Genomic DNA, 16,837 nt, shown 5'->3' on the forward strand with positions numbered 1-16,837 from the left:
AGGTGACCCTGCCTGCCACGACACTCACCGACACCGCCCGCCACGCTGCCCCGAGACCCAGACGAGACGGCCTCGTCATGGCGAGGCAAGCCGTTTCACCTCGGTCCGGCTGTGGACTGGGGCTGTGGGTATCCAGGTGGCCGGTCCGGTAGACCCGGGTCCGCGGGGAGCGCCCCGGTGGTCGCGGCGTAGCGCGGGCTGGGGAAGGGGAACAGGGAGGTTCCGCGGCCGCGATCTGATCTCCGTGTGGCCCGTTGCCCCGACCGCCGGGTGGGTGCGTGTGGCCGTGGCCGGGTCAGATGATCGCCCCTGTTCCCGCGGGCATGGGCACGGTGTGCGGGGCGGCGTTCTGCGGGGTGGGCGCGGGGGACCGGTGAATGTGGCGGGCCAGCAGGAGGCCCAGGCCCGTGGCGACGATGGTCCAGGCGGCCAGGATGGTCAGCGCGGTGAGCCAGAGGGGCATGACACAACTCCGGTCGTGATGGTGGGCGTTGAGGACACCTTGTGCCCCGGGTGGGGGAGGGCATGCGTGTGGGTTTGTTCATATGGTCTGCACCTTCAACGTTTTGTCAGGTGGAAACGAGTCTGCGCCCTCGAATGACGATCATGGGGGCGCCGAAGCCTTGGATTGGGCGCCCAGAATCGATGAAATTCCGTGAACTGACCCTAGGTGACCTTGGTTTCGGTGGGTGACGGCGCCCCGGAACCTTTCATTCCACTGTGTGGGGGCATTGAGGATGAGGGGCGCTCGCCAGGGGGTGGGTGTTTCTTCGCATGGGGGATGCATGTCGTACGTGCGTGTCAAAAAACGCTGGTCACAAGCGGTTTGCGCGGCGGGGGTGGCCGCCGCCGTCACCGCGTGGGGGATGACTCCCGCGATGGCGGCGCCAGGGGCGCTGTCGCAGTTGGTGGCGCTGACGGAGTCGACGCAGCCGGTCCTGACGGCGAAGACCGCGGCCGGCAGTGGCCAGGTCACGGTCAAGTTCTATGCCGGTACCTACGCCGCAGGCGGCGCCAACGACCTCGTCAACGGCACCGCGGTCACGGTCAACGCCGGTGACGTGGCCCGGCTCAAGCTGCCGGACCCGATCCGGATCGGCACCCAGTTCGACTGGCAGGCCCAGGCCTGCCAGGGCAGTGACTGCACCGCGCTCACCACCCGCCAGTCCACCCGGGTCAGCCCGATGGCCGGCGCGGGCCAACGGCCGGGCGCCAGCAGGCTGAAGTTCGCCGCAGGCGACCACGTCGGAGCCCAGGTCGACGTCGGCACCGGCAACCTCCTCGTCACCACCAGCGACCTCACACTGCCCGGCATCAACGGCGATACCGGTCTCGGAGCCGCCTACAACAGCGCCTCCATCGGCACGGACGCCACCGGCGCGAACGCCAAGGCCGGCTACGGGTGGAAGCTGACCCCGTACGACGTCGCTCTGAAGGTTCACGAGGAAGGCTCGGTCACCTACTACGGGCAGGGCGGGACGACCTGGCTGTTCACCAACTCCGCCTCCGGGCTCACCGCCTCGGCCGGCGCGAAGGCGAAGCTCGTCAAGAACGGTGACGGCACCTACACGCTCAGCGCGAACGACGGCTCGGGCAAGCAGGACTTCGACTCGGCCGGGAAGCTGACGAAGACCACCGACCGCAACGGCAACGCCACCACCCTCGCCTACAACGGTGACCTGCCGACGACGATCGTCTCCACGCGGGGCACGCAGGCCCAGAGGACGGCCGTGTACGCCTCGGCGTCCGGGCACGTCACCACGCTGTCCCAGACGGGTTCGGACGGTAGGAAGCGCACCGTCACCTACACCGTGGACGGGGCCGGGGACCTGGCCTCGATCAAGGACACGCTGGGCCGCACCACGAGCTTCTCCTACGCCGCCCACAAGCTCACCGCGATCACCAACCCGGGTGGGGGAGTGACCCGGTTCGGCTACGGGTCGATCGGTGTCACCTCGATCACGCAGGAGAACAGGGCCGCCGGCTCCCCGGGCGACTCCGTCACCCGCCTCTCCTACGCGGACCCGGCCAAGACGCTCGTCGCCTCGCCCAACACCGACCAGGACCAGGCGATCACCGCGGTCCCGCACACCACGTACGAGCTGACCGACGACAAGTCGGGCCGGGTGAAGAAGGCCACTGACGCCGAGGGCCGCGAGCGGTCCAAGACGTACACGGCGAACTTCGACACCGCCACCGCCACCGACGGCGGCGGCAGCGGCGCCGGAACCACCACGAACACCTTCGGTGCCAACAGCGGCGAATCCGTGACGAAGTCCGAGTCCCCCTCGGGGGCCTCCTTCTCCGCCGCGTACGGCAACACCGCAGCCGGGTCGAAGTACCTGCCCTCCGAGTCGACGGACAGTCAGTCGAACAAGTCGACCTACACCTACAACGGGGCCGGCAACCTCACCCAGACAACCGACGCGAACGCCTCCACCGCGAAGGTCGACTACAACACCGACGGCACGGTGAAGACCTCCACCGACCCCGGCAACACCACCAGCACCACCTACAACTACGACAGCGCCACCCGGCAGGTCACCTCGGTGGACCCGGCCGGCGGGTCGCTGAAGGTGAAGTCGTACACCTACGACACCTTCGGCCGCCTGGCCAGTTCCAAGGACGGCCGCGGCATCACCAGAACGTTCACCCACGACGACGGTGACCGGATCATCAAGATCGATTACTCCGATGCCACACCCGACGTCAGCTACACCTACGACGGCTTCGGCCGGGTCCGTACGCGCACCGACGCGTCCGGCACCACCACCTACGGCTACGACAACCTGGGCAAGCTGACCGCCCGCACCGCCACCTCCGGCGGCGGCACCATCGGCTACGGCTACGACAAGAACGGCAACCAGACTTCGCTCGCCGACGCCCGCGGCACCACGGCCTACACCTACGACGCGGCGAACAAGCTCACCCAGGTGACCACCAACGCCCCCTCCACCTCGACGAAGATCGGCTTCGCCTACGACGACCGGGGCCGGCGCACCGACACGTACTACGGCACCAACGACTCCCGCACCATCTTCAAGGCGCGCGTCCACCAGGACTACGACACCTCGGGTCGCATCAGCCGCGTCTGGGCCGACCAGGGCCCGGCCACCGCGCCCACCCGCCAGTTCGACACCACCTACTGCCGTGCCATCGGCACCCCCGGCACCTGCTCCACCACCAAGGGCGACGACCGGAGCCTGCTGCAGTGGAATAAAGACAACCTGACGGGTAAGACGACCACTTACGGATACGACAGCGGCAACCGGCTGACGCAGGTCGCGACCTCGGGGGGTGGCAAGACGTACACCTACACCTACGACGCGCGCGGCAACCGCAAGACGTCCTCCGACGGCACCACCACCCAGAACCTGGCCTACGACGCAGCCAACCAGATCACCACCCCCGGCTACACCTACGACGGCCAGGGCAACCTCACCACCACCCCCGCCCTGTCCGCGGTCACCTTCGACGCCGCCGGCCGCATGGCCACCGCCAAGACCGGCAACGGCACCGGCAGCTACACCTACGCCGGCGCCAACGCCAACGAACTGGTCCACCAGAGCACCGACAAGGGCGAAAGCGTCGACTACGTCCACGGCCGCACCGACCAGTACGGCATGCCCGTCATCGAGCAGGTCAAGCTGAGCACCGGCACCGCCTACATCGAGCACGACCCCACCACCGGCCAGCCCCTGGCCCTGCGCACCACGAACGGCTACGAGGCGTACTACATCATCGACGGCCTCGGCAGCCCGGTGCAGTTCATCAACCAGTCGACCGTCCAGTCCGGCGTCTACGAGTACGACCCCTACGGCGCCGCCCAGACCGTCAAGTCCGGCACCGCGGCCACCGAGAACCCCTACCGGTTCGTCGGCGGCACCTACGACCGCACCACCGGCTACCTCAAGTACGGCCAGCGCTGGTACGACCCCACCACCGGCCGCTTCACCACCCAAGACCCCCTCACCTTCCTCGCAGACCCCGCACAGGGCAACCGCTACGCCTACGCCGGCGCCGACCCCGTGAACAACATCGACCCGACCGGACGTTCGCTGCTGAGCTTCGCCGAATCGGCGAGCAAGAAGGTCTCATTCGCCAACGACGTCATCACGATCGGTCAGCTCGGCAGCCAGGTTTCCGAAGGGGACTGGGAGGGAGCGGCAGGGACAGCCCTGTCGTTCGCGGTCGACAAGGGATTCGAGGCCGGCTGCCTGTATGTGACCGGCGGTACGGCTGCTCCCGTCTGTGCCTTCGGTGGAGCCGCAGCGGGTCAAGCCACCGAGGAAATCTACGACAACGCTACTTCATGAGGTGAGTGCAGTGAAGGAATTGGCATACAAGGGCTTCTCGTCCGGGACTCCGCTCTGGATCCTTGCGATCATCATCATCGCTGCCGTCGCGATAGCTTTCACGGTTCGTCGAAAGCGCTGACGGAACTGCAGGCCAGCGCAGACGGGACCACTGGTGGAGGCCTGGGACGCCGGGACAGTGGCTGATCCCCGGAGGCACCGGGCGGGCCAAGCCCGGGACGCGATACAGCGTCCCGGGCTTCGCCATGACGGCTCAGGGGCCCGAGCCCTGCCGACTGCCTGCTGGAGTACACGTGAGGCGTTCGAGTGGCTTCACATGACGGTCGGCATGAGGGGTCTGACCTTGGGCAGCGGCGGACCAGTCGACTCCGATCCCGACGACGAAAGCGGACCTGCAGATGTCGCTGCCGATGTGGGTGGGTGAGTACCGGACGGAGTGGGGCCGGAACCGGCAGCTGACCCGCGCGATCGACCGCGCGTTTGAGGTCGGGGATGCGGAAGCGCTGTCGGTGTTCCGCACCCGGACGCTGGCGGCCACGTTCACCGTGGGCGGGAAGTACGCCCGGATGGACGAACTCGTCCGATACGCAGCCCTGGTGGCGCTCAGCGATGGCTGCGCCTACCGCTACCACCAGCTGTTTTCCGGACCGGACCACATCGCCTGACCTATCCGGCGGCCGGGCAGCCACCGCGAGCGGCCTGGCCGGTTCTGCGTGTACTCCTTCCATCCCCGACCGGCTCGGCGGAATGCGGCCCCGCCCCTCCGTGCCCCGTGCCCCGTGCCCCGGACGCTGTCGACGAGTAGCGGGACGCGGCGGGCGCGTCTGGCCGCGCCCGCTGCTCACACCGTTGTGGGGACTCTATGACTGGGCCGCCCCGACACGGACGGCTCGGGCGCGGACCAGGAAGGGCCGGGAGAAGACGGTGATGGCGATGGAGACGGCGGCCGCACAGGTGATGACCGTGCCAGCAGTGAGGTGCTGGGCCATGCCACCAGCGATCGCGGCTCCGATACCCTGCCACGTCATCCGGCCCGCGGACTCAACTCCCTGGACCTGGCCGCGGACCGGATCCGGAGTCAACTCCAGAAGCTGCTCCTGGAGCGGCAGGGTGGCAGCGAAGCCGGCACTGGCGACGAACACCGCGGCCGTCGCCACCAGCACGGGCGGGTGGACGGCGAACAGCAGGTAGGGGGCGGCGAGCAGCAGTCGCAAGGCGAATGCGCAGCGGCGTCGCTGTCCGGCGGTGAACAGCCGCCCGACCGCAAGGTCACCGAGGAGCATGCCTGCCGATCCGGCGGCCAGGAAGACGCCGGCGTGACGGGGGGCGTAGGAGATGAACAGGGCCTCGCAGCCGACGATCAGGCCATTGGGGACCCACAGGTTCAGCAGCAGCGCGCGTTGGCCGGAGTGGGAGAGGAGTGCGATGTTCGTCGTCCAGGTCTGGCGCAGTCCAGGGCGACGGGTCAGACGGATCGAGTGTTCCCGTACCGTCATCGCCACCATGACCAACCCACCCCCGGTCAGGGCCGTCGCGACGGCGAAGACCTCCTGCGGGCTCAGGTACCGCAGCAGTACGGCGCCGATGGCGTAGCCCAGGATGGCCGTACCTCCCGAGGTGACGTTCAACAGCGAACGTGCCAGTGCATAGGCGGAGGCGGGCACTACCTCGGCGAGCAGCCCCATCCGTGTGCCCGTTCCCAGGGACTGGAAGAACCCCAGTACAAGGAGCAGACCGAACCGGGCGGCGAGCGGCAGCCCGGGAACCGCCTGCGCGGCAACACCTGCGAGCGAGACGCACTGCAGCGCGACAAGGGTCCGGCGAGGACGGCTTCCGTCCGCGACCGACATCAGCGTCAGCGCACCGAGTACCGTCGCGAAGGTGGCGCCGTACATGCTCACAGCGGTCAGGAAGGGGGACTTGGTCTGCTGGTTGACCAGCGTGCCGAGCGCGAAGCCCGACAAGGTGCTTGCGGCGACCGTCAGTGTGGAGCTGGCGTACAGGCCGAGGAAATCACGGTTGCGCAGCAGGTCACGGTAGGTGGTTGGGGGTGTGCCGGAGGCAGGGGTGTCAGAAGCCATGAAAAAAGCCTTCGCGCGCACCCGAGCGGGGGCGACGAAGGCCGACGCGTGGATGATAGCAAGTACCCCGGTCCCACCCCGGTCGGCCCGCATCGGACCAGGGGAGATGCGGACGCGGATACGCACCAGTCCCGGCCGCACCGCACATCCATCGGCGGCTTTCTCCAGGCGCGAGCAGGTTGGCCGCCTCTGAGACGCCTCGGCGAGGCAGAAGGCGGGCGGTGCCGGTGTCCGACGTCCGATGTTCGACGTCCGCGTCCGACGTCCGAGCAGACCGCCTCCAGTACGAAGTCCTCGCGCGCCCGTCCTCGGCGGCGGGCCTTGCTGCGGGTGCACGACGAGGATCTCCTCGGACCGCCCGGCGGTCGCGGAGAGCATCCGCCACAGCGTCTTCTCCCTGTTCCTCAGACCCCGAGCAGTCCCCGAGGGGGACGTACCGGGCGCCTTCCTCGGGGCCGCCCCCGCGGGGGCGCGGGCAAGCGCCGTGACCTGCGACTACAGGTGACGCGCGGGTGCAGGCGGGTCCGCGTACGCACTGTCGACAACAGCTTCCGTTCTGTCTGCGGTACCAGGGATGGGCGGGACGCGGGATAATCGGGGGCATGGTGATGGAATCCGCCGCCGATCATGCCGCTGCCGCCCGTCCGGCCGGAGAGGTGCTGTACGCCCGGTACGCCGGGCGGCTGCCCGCCTCGCTCGAGAAGCTCGCCGGGCCCACGCACGGCCTGGTCGAGGTCCCCCTGCACGTGGCCTGGTCCGGGCTTCGGACCTACGACCTCGACCGGCCCCGCCTGCGCATGGGCCTCTACCGGACCGTCCTGGCCGAGGGCGGCCACGAGGACCTCATCACCCTCCTGAATCACGACCTCCTCGTAGCCCAGTGGCCCGTGCTCCGTACGCTGATCAGCCGGCACGTCCGTACGGCCTGGGAAGACGCCTACCCGGAGCTCGTGTCTCCGGTGTCCACCGCCGCGTGAACCTCAGCAACCTGCACCGCCGGCTCCTCGCGGCCGTCATCGACATCGGCGCCCCCTACCCCCTGGTCCTCACGGGCGGGTACGCGGTGCAGGCCCACGGCCTCGTCGACCGTCTGAGCCAGGACCTCGACGTCGCCACCGAGGACCCCTCCCCGATGGCCGAGATCGTGGGCGTCCTGGAGGCGGGGCTGATCGCGCGGGGCTGGCAGGTACGCGTGATCGACGTCGACTCCCTCTCCGCCCGTCTCCTGGCCACCGACGCCGAGAGCGGCGACATGTGCGAGGTCGACGTGCTCAAGGAGCACTTCTGGGCTCCGCCCACGCAGACCGAGTACGGGCCCGTGCTCGCCTTCGACTCCGTCATCGGTACGAAGGTCCGCGCCCTGGCCGACCGCGGTGCTGTACGCGACCTCATCGACGTACACGCGGCCTCCCGCCACCGCAGCACCGCCGAGCTCGAAGGCCTGGGCGAACGCCACGGGCGCGACGAGTTCCGGCTGGAGGACCTGCGCGACCGCCTCGTGGGCGCCGACTGGGCGGACGACAGCGAGTTCGCGGCGTACGGCCTCACCGACGACGAGACGGCAGAGCTACGCTCCTGGGCCCAGAACTGGGCCGACGACCTCAACCGGCGCTTGCACCAGCACGATGACGACGATCAAGGGTACGAGGACTGACGCCACACGCCGGGCCAGCTCGTCCACCATGGCCGTGCGGAGTCGGCCGGCCAGAGCCCTCGGCGCTCCCGGAGCCACCAGGGACTGCGGGCGGGGCTAACGCCCGGGCGAGGAGCGAGCCGAGGACGGGAATAAGGCGGGGAGCGCGGCTTCGTCGCCCTCCACGAGTCGAACCTTCGCCGCGGAGAGGTCGCGTACGACTTCCAGAGCCTCCACGCGCAGCCGGGCCCGGACCTCAGCTGACGGGCAGTGTGTCCGGGTGCTTGGTGCGCGTCGGCCGTCCGATCCAGTAGAGGGCGGTGTCGACGTCGCGCGCCGTCCAGGTTTCCCCATGTGGTCCGCCATGCTGGAGGAGCTCGTCGAGCAGTTGCATGTAGCGGGCGTACCGCCCTGGAGCGGCAGTGAGTGTGAGGCCGAGCGTGTCCAGGGCGTGTTGGACACGGCGGTCGTATACCGCCATGCGCTCGGGGGCCGCTGCTGTCAGGACTGCCGAGGCCAGGGCATCACCCGTGCGGAAGCCGGGCAGGTCCGACATGAGGCTGCGGCCCGCGCGGGCTGCGTCACATCGCTGGAGCGCTGTGTCGCGGACGGTGGCGTATGCCTGCTCTGTGGTTCTTCTGACCTGGGCATCCGGCAGGGACATGAGCTCCGATACCCACCGGGTCTGCGCGGACAGCCGCTTCCACACCACAAGCGCCGCGATGTCCGACTTGCCGAGACTGCCCTCGCGTTGTGTTCGCTGCGCGACCTCCCAGAAGACCTCGTCGTAGTGCGCGGAGACGGCGGCGAGGTAGTCGGTGCGGGCGCGTAGGAGATGCCTCCACACGCGCTCTGTGGTGCGGGCGGGGTGCTCAGGAATGGCCGGATCCGACGTGATTTCCATGTCCACATCATGCAGCTCGGTCGGTCAGTGCGGGCGGCGCCGTCGCGTTGTCTGCTGCGTCGTGGGTGGATGGTCAGCCGATGCTGAGGAAGGAGGTCCAGCCGTCGTCGTCGGAGCCGGAGGCGGTTCCGATCACCCATTGCGGTCAGCTGCAAGTTGCTGCTGGCCGACGTCGCGCATCTCGTCTCCCACCAGTTCGATCGGCAACGTCAAGGCCGGAGGCCATGGCTGCCCGTTCCGGTTCCGGTTCCGGTTCCGTTGCGTCCGGCCCGGATGCCGTGAGTGGAGCACAGACCGGCTGGTACCAGGGCGATCCTTCCCCGGCGGCCGCGTGCAGGTCTTTTTTGCGGCGGTGAGTCAGGCTGCGGTGGATGCGGGCTGGAGTAGCAGGTTTTCGACGTGCGCAGGGATCTGGCCCGTCGGGACGATGACCTCGCAGCTGCGCGGGAGGCCAACCGCGAGCTGATGGCCCAGGTCAACCGCTGTCGGTCAAGCCCGGATCTCACCACGGAGGTTTCAGGCGGCGAAGTCGTTGACCGCCTTGGCGATGTCGTCCCCGGTAAGGGGCTGCTGCATGTCGCTGAGCAGGCGCGCCAAGGCGGGCAGGGCGGTGTCCTGGTTGGCGAGGGCCACGCTCACGTAGTCCCGGTCCGGGACCAGGACCATGGCGGCCCGGTAGCCGGGCAGCCGTCCGTTGAGATACATCTGGCCTGACCGTCCCAGGGCCCACCCAAGCCCGTAGGCCATGGGGTCGTCGGACCGGGTGCGCGGACGACTGATCTCCTTCAGGAGAGCCCGGTCGGCGAGCAGGCCCTCGCCGACAGCCAGGAGCTCCGACACCGACGACCACAGGCCCCCGCTGGGCCGACGGGCACGCGGATAGCCCAGCAGCGGGAGTTCAGTCGTGCCGTTCCACCCGGTGACGGACGCCGCCGAGGTCTCGAAACCCGTCCGTGCAAGGCCCCAGGGGTCGAGGAGGTTTCCCTTCAACGCACTCTCGAACGTCGTGCCGCACAGGGCCGCGAGGATCGAGCCGGCCAGGAAGTAGTTGCCGTTGTAGTAAGACCACCGCTCGCCGGACTTCCGCTCGTTGCCGGCGCGGACCACAAGCCGGGCAGTTTCCAGGAGCGCGCCGTCCCCATCACCCAGATCCTGCACGGTTGCCGCGTCCACCGATGGACGCAGGCCGGAGACCTGCCCCAGGACCTGCTCGACGGTGAGGCTCTCGTCGGCCCGCCAGTCCGGCGCAAGGCCGGGCAGCAGTTCGACGACGGGTGTGCCCAACGGGACGCCCTTGTCCCGCAACGTGCGGACCAGCGCCGCGGAGGTGAAGACCTTCGTCAGCGATGCGATACGGAAGCACGACTCCGCCGTCACCGCCACCAGTCCGTGGGTGGCCGTCGTGCGCACGCCCGCCACCGACGAACCCGTCGCTACCGCCGGGACATCGCGAAGACTCGTCTGCTCTTCCACCAGCTCCTGAAGGTTCACCGTGGGCATGGTACTGACGGCGCTTCGGGCCGACGGACGCGATGGCACCGGCCGGGGGCAGCCCGTCGGCGAGACGGGCGCAGGGGGGACTCTGCAAGAGGACAACGCAGCGGACGCGCGGATTCCGCTCGGTCGATCAGGCCGCTACTGCCAGGTGTGCGCCACATGTCGCACACCTGGCCGGCCCCGGCCCGGGCCCAGCCGTCGGCCCGTACGGCCCTGTCGCCGAGCGTGCCAGGGGCTGATCACTGCTGCGGTGGTCCCGCCCAGGGCGGCGCGGGCCCGGACCGGGGCGTGTGCTTCCCGGCCTCAGTCCGCTCGGCCGCGGAGGGACAGCACCCCTGTCCACACCAGGTCGTCGGCTGAGCGGCCCACCATGACCTGGTAGGTCCCCGGCTCCGTGCGCCAGGCCCTCTCGGCTTCGGACCAGTGCCGCAGCGCGTGCGCCGGCACCTGGACGGCGGCGACGGCCGAAGCGCCCGCTTCCGCCTGCACCGCGGCGTAGCCGGCGAACCAGCGGACGGGCCGCTCGACGGCGGAGCGCGGCCGGGCGAGGTATACCTGCACGACCTCGCGGCCGGGCCGGTCGCCCGTGTTGCGCACCTGGACGCGGACCGTGAACGGGGAGCCCTCCCTGACTTCGGCCGGGGCGTGGACCGTCCCGTACTCCCAGGTGGTGTAGCCCAGGCCGTGGCCGAACCAGTAGGCGGGCCGCCTGCCGGTGAGCAGCCACGCCCGGTGCCCGATGTGCACGCCCTCGCCGTAGGCGAGCAGGTCGTCGACGGGGTGGGCGTGGGTGACGGGTGCGTCGGTCAGGGCGGCTGCCCAGGTGGTGGGGAGACGGCCGCCCGGTTCGACGTCCCCGAACAGGACGTCGGCGAGTCCGGTCCCGGCCTCCTGGCCCGGGAACCAGGTGAGCAGCACCGCGCCCACATCGTCGCGCCAGGGCAGTTCGACCGGGGCGCCGCTGTTGACCACGGCGATCGTGCGCTGGTTGACGGCCGCCACGGCGCGGACCAGTGCGTCCTGGCGGCCGCCCAGGCGCAGGTCGCCGCGGTCGTGGCCCTCGGTCTCCGTGTGCTCGGTGGTGCCGACGACCACGATCACGGCGTCCGCGTCGCGGGCCGCCCGGACCGCCTCGGCGAGCGCGGCCGCCGCCTCGGGCTCCGGGGGCGCTGCCGCGACGATCGTGGCGCGCCCGGCTCCTGGGACCAGTTCGCGCCGGGCCGTCAGGAGGACGGGTTCCGTCGTGTCCACGGCCGCGCGCACCGTGTGGCTCGGCGGGTTCACATGGACGATGGCCGGGTCGTCGGTGGTGCACGGAAACTCGCCGTCCAGGACGGTCGTGCTGCCGAGCGTGAGGCTCATCCGGCCGAAGCCGGCGATGGCGAAGGTCCATTCCCCCGCCGTGGGCGGCCGCAGGAGTGCGCTGATCTCCACCGTCCGTGCGGCGGGAGTCACGGGCGGCTCCAACTGCGCCCCGGACAGCCGGTGTTCGGCATGAAGCTCGGCACCCGACTCGTCCAGGAGGCGCACCAGCACGCCGGGCTCCCCCGATCGCGGGTCGCTGCACCAGCCGGTGCCCAGGGGCGCGGGGGGAACGCCCAGCCCCGGACCGGTCACGTGCACGACCTGGGCCAGACCGTCCAGACGGGCGCGGATTCCTTCCAGGGGGGTGACCACGCGCGAGGGGAAGACTCCCGCGCTGCCGCCGCCCTGCACCCGCGGGGAGGCGGCGTGCACGCCGATGACGGCGACCCTGGGCACGGAGAGCGGGTCGAGCGGAAGCACCCCGCGATTGGCCAGCAGCACGGAGCCCGCGGCCACGGTGCGGCGCAGCAGGGACCGGGTCCCGTCCGGGCCGAGCGCGGGGGTACGTGGGGGCAGGTCCGACTCCAGGGCCCCCACCCGGTGGGCCAGCCGCAGCAGGCGCCGCACCTTCTCGTCGACGGCTGCCTCGGGGACGTGGCCGTCCTTCACGGCCTGGACCAGGGATGCCTCCCACGGTCCCTGCGGCCCCGGCATCGCCAGGTCGAGTGCGGCGAGCGCCGGTTCCTCGGCCGAACGCAGGGCGCCCCAGTCGGAGACCACCACCCCGTCGAAGTTCCAACCGTCCTTGAGTGGTTCGGCCAGCAGCGGACTGGCGGTCATGGTGGCCCCGTTCACGCCGTTGTACCCGGCCATCACCAGCCACACGCCCGCCTCGACAGCGGCCTCGAACGGAGCCAGGTACACCTCGCGCAGGACCCGCTCGGAGACCTGCACGTCCACGTGCATCCGCCCGGTCTCGGAGTCGTTGGCCACGTAGTGCTTGGCCGTGGCCGCCACTCCCGCCGCCTGGATGCCCCGGATCAGCGCCGCGCCCGTGCGGCCCGTCAGGACGGGATCTTCGGAGAAGCACTCGAAGTGCCGGCCGCCCAGCGGAGTGCGATGCAGGTTGAGCGTCGGGGCGAGGACGATGTCCACCCCCTTGCGGACCGCTTCCGAAGCGAGCAGGCCCCCCAGCTCCTCGGTCAGGTCCTCGTCCCAGAGCGCGCCGATCGCTGATGCCGAGGGCAGCAGCGCGGAGGTGAGCCGCTCGTCCCAGGCCTCGCCCCGCACCCCGGCCGGGCCGTCGGAGGCCACCATCTCGCGCAGGCCGATGGCCCGCTCGCCGGCCGTCCGCCATGTCGTGGCTCCGGACAGCAGCCGCACCTTCTGTACGAGGTCGAGCTTCTCCAGCAGTCGATCGAGCATGTCCTCGTTCATCCCCACCCCCCTCACTACCCCCTTCACTGAACTGCTTCGCATCCCGGGGAGAGCGCTCTCCCACAGCTTTGGTGAGTGCCGACCCGTCGTCAAGCCCCTGCTGGGAGCGGATCCTCGGCACGAGAGAAAGGGCCCGGCTCGCCCCGCAGTGCAGAGGGGGCGAGCCGGTCCGGTACGGAGGCGCCGACTGGGTCAGGGCAGCCGGTACTCCGCGTTCAGCACCGTCCCGCGTTCGGGGCGGTACAGGTCGAAGCCGCGCGGGTCGCACTGCAGACCGCCGACGATGCAGTGGTCGACGAGGGCCTTGAGCGTGCGCTCCTCCCACGCGTTGAAGAAGTCGTAGTGGAAGGAGTAGCCGCGTCCGCTGGCGAGGCGGACCTGGCTCATGTCGCCGTTGACCGGCCAGGCCATCTTGAACTCGATCATCGGCAGGGCGACCGGGTGGGAGGCCGGGCACATGTTGTCGTTGGTGCCGGGCTTGACGACGGTGTACGACATGTGGCTCTTGTGGTCGGGGGTGTCGAGGTACTTGCCGTCCCAGCAGCTGGGCGCCTGGAAGCGGAGGTTCAGCTGGACGTCGGGCCGGTTCGGACAGCTCGCCGGGAAGTCGGTGTTGAAGAAGCTCTCACCGCATTCCCAGCCTTCGACGAAGCCCTTGTGCTCGCGGAACTGCTGGGCGCTCTGCGTCGGGTTGCCGACGACGAACCGCAGGCCCTTGGGGAAGGGACGCACGCTGGTGTAGTCGGTGACACCGGCCTTGTAGTAGATCACCTGCGGTCCGGTGGGCAGGATCTTCTGGTCGCCCTTGTACAGGGAGGGCATCCAGTAGGCCGAGGCGTCCGCGGGCGCCTTGCACGCGGTCGCACCTCCGTACAGCGACTGGGTGGTGCTGTTCGCGTTGGTGGAGGTGTTGCCCATGAACGTGTGGTCGTGGGACCTGCCGGGCTGGCCCGGGTAGACGATCGGGTCGTCGGGCGCGGTGTGGGTGACGGCGCAGCCGGCCTGGAACTCGTGGTGGTAGGCGGGCGGCGGTGTCCGGTCGGACGGCGTGACGCCGGTGACCTGCGGGACCGCCGGGATGTAGCCGTCCCCGTCGGCGTCGTCGCCCGACGCCTGGAGGGAGGCGGCCGTGGTGTGTCCGCTGTGTGACGCGGCGGATGAGGAGGGGGCCGAGCTGCCGGGATCCGCTGCGCTGGCGATCGCGCCGACGCCCAGGAGGCTGGCGACGAGGGCGGTGCCGACGAGGAGCGCGGAGAGCCGTTTGGGACTTTCTGGCATGGAAGTCTCCTGCCGTTCTGGTGGGGGTGGTGTGGGGCTGCTGCTCGTGGGCGGGTGGCGGGAAGCGGCTCGTTTCCCGCCACCCGTTCTCCGGCCGCCGCCGGGCGGCCGGAGAGTCGTGGGGGCGGCAGCCCCTCAAGGGCGGGCGGACCCGTCAGGGCCGCGCCGTCAGCCGGTCAGCTGTAGACGCCGAACTCGTGGAGGGAGTAACCCCAGCCGGTGCCGCGCGCGGTCAGGTTCAGCCGCACGTGGCGCGCGTTCGCCGACACGTTGATCGTGTCGATGTCACCGTTGCCGGTCGTCGTGGTGTGCACCGTGCGCCAGGTGGTGCCGTCGTCGGAGAGCTGCACCTCGTAGGACTTGGCGTAGGCCGGGTCCCAGACCAGTTGCAGGGTGCGGATCGCCTTGGAGGCTCCGAGGTCGACGCTGATCCACTGGGGGTCGCTCCAGTCGCTGGCCCAGCGGGTGCCGGTGTTGCCGTCGGTGGCGTTGCCGGCGGGGCAGGGGCAGTCGCCGTAGGAGGCCTGCGAGGACGAGGCGGTGGCGGGCCTGTTCAGCGCGATGTTCGTGCCGCTGACGGGCGGGGCGACGACCTTGACGGACTTGGTCTCGATGCCCGCGTTGCCGTGGCCGTCCTCGGCCTGGACGTATACCTTCCAGACGCCGAGCTTGTCGGGAGCGGTGACCGCGAAGGTCCCGTTGCCCGTCGCCCGCCACTGCGCCTCGACCAGGCGCTTGTCGCCGTTCGCGTAGTTGCCGCTGAGGAAGACCTTGTACGTCAGGGGGTCGTTCTGCGGGTCACTGATGTTGGCGCGGACGGTGAACTCTCCGCCGGCCGGCGCGTTGGAGGCCCGGTCGACGACCATGTTGCTGATGACGGGCGGCGTGTTGTCGCCCGCGGTCGAGCCGGTGTACGCCTTCTTCACCGCGTAGTACGACAGCCGCTTGAGCCCGTCGGGCAGCAGGTTGAACCAGATGCCCCCGAAGTCGTGCTCGACGCCGTAGTGGAACATCGTGGCGCCCAGAGCCACGCCTTGGTGGCCGGTGATGCAGTTCCAGGCGGCGGTGTAGCCCTCGGCCGTCTGGACGTCCGTCTTCTGCTCGGGGATGCCGTTCGCGTCGTTCGGCACCTCCCACTCGCCGGCCGGCCCCGTCTCGGTGATGATGTAGGGCTTGTTGTAGCCGCCGTCCACCCAGTCCTGCTTCACCCCGCAGATGTCGCCGTAGGCGTTCATCGAGTACAGGTCGAGGTCCGGGGCGTTGCGCTTGTAGTACGGCCACGCCCCCGTCCAGGCGTCGGTCGAGGTGACCGGGTGGTCCGGGTCGATGCTGTGGATCTTCTTGGCGACGTCGTTCACGAAGGTGGTGTACGCGTTGCGCTGCGCCTCCAGCTCGGCGCCGCCGTAGCAGTTCTGCAGGCCGAGGACGGATTCGTTGCCGACGTTCCACATGAGGGTGGCCGGGTGCGACTTGTAGGTGTCCACCCATTTCGCGAACTCGGTGAGCATGGTGCTCTTGTACGCGGCGTCGGTCACGTAGTTGACGCAGCCGCCCGAGCCGGGACCACCGCCGGGCTGCAGCCAGAACCCGTTGATCACCCGGACGCCGTTCGCCGCGGCCGTGTCGAGCAGCGGCTTGCTCGACGCGTCGGTGCCCCAGGTGCGGATGGTGTTGACGCCCATGGACTTCACGTCGGGCATGTACTTCGGGGCGTCCGTGAAGGACGGACCCCAGGTGAGGCCCTTGACGGTGTACGGCTGCCCACCGACGGTCAGCTGCCAGTTGCCCTGGGAGCCCGCCACCCGCACCGCGCCCTGGGCCGGGGGTTCCCCCGGGGCGGTGCCGTAGACCTGGAACTCCCAGAGCGAGTAGCCGTAGCCGCCGGAGCGGACCAGGCCCTTCATCCGTACGTAGCGCCCGCTGCCGGAGACGGCGATCTCGTCCGTGCCGCCGTCGCTGCCGGTGACGGATGCGGCGGTGCGCCAGTTCGTTCCGTCGTCCGAGACCTGGATGTCGTAGTTCTTGCCGAACGCGCCCTCCCAGGTGAGGACGACACGGCTGAGGTTGCGGCTCGCCCCGAGGTCGACCTGGATCCACTCGGCGTCACGCCACTGGCTGGCCCAGCGGGTGCCCGTGAGGTTCCCGTCGAACGCGGCGGCCGCGGAATAGCCTGCGCCCTCCTGGGAGGAGGCAGTGGCCGGCTTGCCCTGGGAGAGCAGGGTCTCCGCGGCGACCGCCGCGGGTGCGCCGGTCAGGGTGAGCGAGGACGCGAACAGCGCGCCCAGGACGACGAGGGCGGCCGCGCCGCGCGTGCGGCGGGGTGGGGTGCCGGTGGAGGGGGGAGGGGTGAACATTGCGGCTCCTGGTGTCAATGGCGGTGGGAACT

11 protein-coding genes are annotated in these 16,837 nt (G+C 70.0%); 4 read left to right on the top strand and 7 right to left on the bottom strand.

All coding sequences use genetic code 11. The annotated features are described in order from the left end of the window. Positions 1-295: 295 nt before the first annotated feature. A complete protein-coding gene (locus ACLJTM_RS20045; protein ID WP_411105025.1) occupies positions 296-463 on the bottom strand; it encodes a hypothetical protein in 168 nt (55 codons plus the stop codon). Positions 464-785: 322 nt separating this feature from the next. Between ACLJTM_RS20045 and ACLJTM_RS20050 the strand changes: the two genes are divergently transcribed. Continuing rightward, the gene (locus ACLJTM_RS20050; RefSeq protein WP_411105026.1) at positions 786-4,316 is read left to right on the top strand and encodes an RHS repeat-associated core domain-containing protein; all 3,531 of its coding nucleotides are present in this window, start codon (positions 786-788) and stop codon (positions 4,314-4,316) included. Positions 4,317-4,714: 398 nt separating this feature from the next. Beyond that, on the top strand, positions 4,715-4,981 hold the full coding sequence (locus ACLJTM_RS20055; RefSeq protein WP_411105027.1) for a hypothetical protein: 267 nt from the start codon (positions 4,715-4,717) through the stop codon (positions 4,979-4,981). Positions 4,982-5,176: 195 nt separating this feature from the next. Here ACLJTM_RS20055 and ACLJTM_RS20060 read toward each other — a convergent pair whose 3' ends face one another. Further along, complete coding sequence (locus ACLJTM_RS20060) at positions 5,177-6,397, bottom strand: MFS transporter (protein WP_411105028.1); 1,221 nt, start codon at positions 6,395-6,397, stop codon at positions 5,177-5,179. A 608-nt stretch (positions 6,398-7,005) separates the two neighbouring features. Between ACLJTM_RS20060 and ACLJTM_RS20065 the strand changes: the two genes are divergently transcribed. Beyond that, positions 7,006-7,374, top strand: a complete 369-nt coding sequence (locus ACLJTM_RS20065; protein ID WP_411105306.1) for a hypothetical protein — start codon at positions 7,006-7,008, stop codon at positions 7,372-7,374. Next, positions 7,371-8,051 carry a nucleotidyl transferase AbiEii/AbiGii toxin family protein gene (locus tag ACLJTM_RS20070; RefSeq protein ID WP_411105029.1) on the top strand — a complete coding sequence of 227 codons (681 nt, stop codon included), beginning with the start codon at positions 7,371-7,373 and terminating at the stop codon, positions 8,049-8,051. The genes ACLJTM_RS20065 and ACLJTM_RS20070 overlap by 4 nt, the downstream gene beginning before the upstream one ends. A 235-nt stretch (positions 8,052-8,286) precedes the next feature. Here ACLJTM_RS20070 and ACLJTM_RS20075 read toward each other — a convergent pair whose 3' ends face one another. From ACLJTM_RS20075 to ACLJTM_RS20095, 5 genes are all read right to left on the bottom strand, one after another. Beyond that, a complete protein-coding gene (locus ACLJTM_RS20075) occupies positions 8,287-8,934 on the bottom strand; it encodes a hypothetical protein (protein WP_411105030.1) in 648 nt (215 codons plus the stop codon). A 516-nt stretch (positions 8,935-9,450) separates the two neighbouring features. Next, positions 9,451-10,425, bottom strand: a complete 975-nt coding sequence (locus ACLJTM_RS20080; protein ID WP_411105031.1) for a serine hydrolase domain-containing protein — start codon at positions 10,423-10,425, stop codon at positions 9,451-9,453. A gap of 309 nt (positions 10,426-10,734) precedes the next feature. Then, positions 10,735-13,173, bottom strand: coding sequence for a beta-glucosidase family protein (locus ACLJTM_RS20085; protein WP_411105032.1), 2,439 nt, complete (start codon positions 13,171-13,173; stop codon positions 10,735-10,737). 192 nt (positions 13,174-13,365) lie between these two features. Beyond that, complete coding sequence (locus tag ACLJTM_RS20090; RefSeq protein ID WP_411105033.1) at positions 13,366-14,451, bottom strand: DUF1996 domain-containing protein; 1,086 nt, start codon at positions 14,449-14,451, stop codon at positions 13,366-13,368. A gap of 176 nt (positions 14,452-14,627) precedes the next feature. Next, positions 14,628-16,805: a discoidin domain-containing protein gene (locus ACLJTM_RS20095; RefSeq protein WP_411105034.1), complete on the bottom strand. Its 2,178-nt coding sequence runs from the start codon at positions 16,803-16,805 to the stop codon at positions 14,628-14,630. Positions 16,806-16,837 lie beyond the last annotated feature (32 nt).

The organism is Streptomyces sp. cmx-4-9 (assembly GCF_046548835.1).
GTDB lineage: Bacteria > Actinomycetota > Actinomycetes > Streptomycetales > Streptomycetaceae > Streptomyces.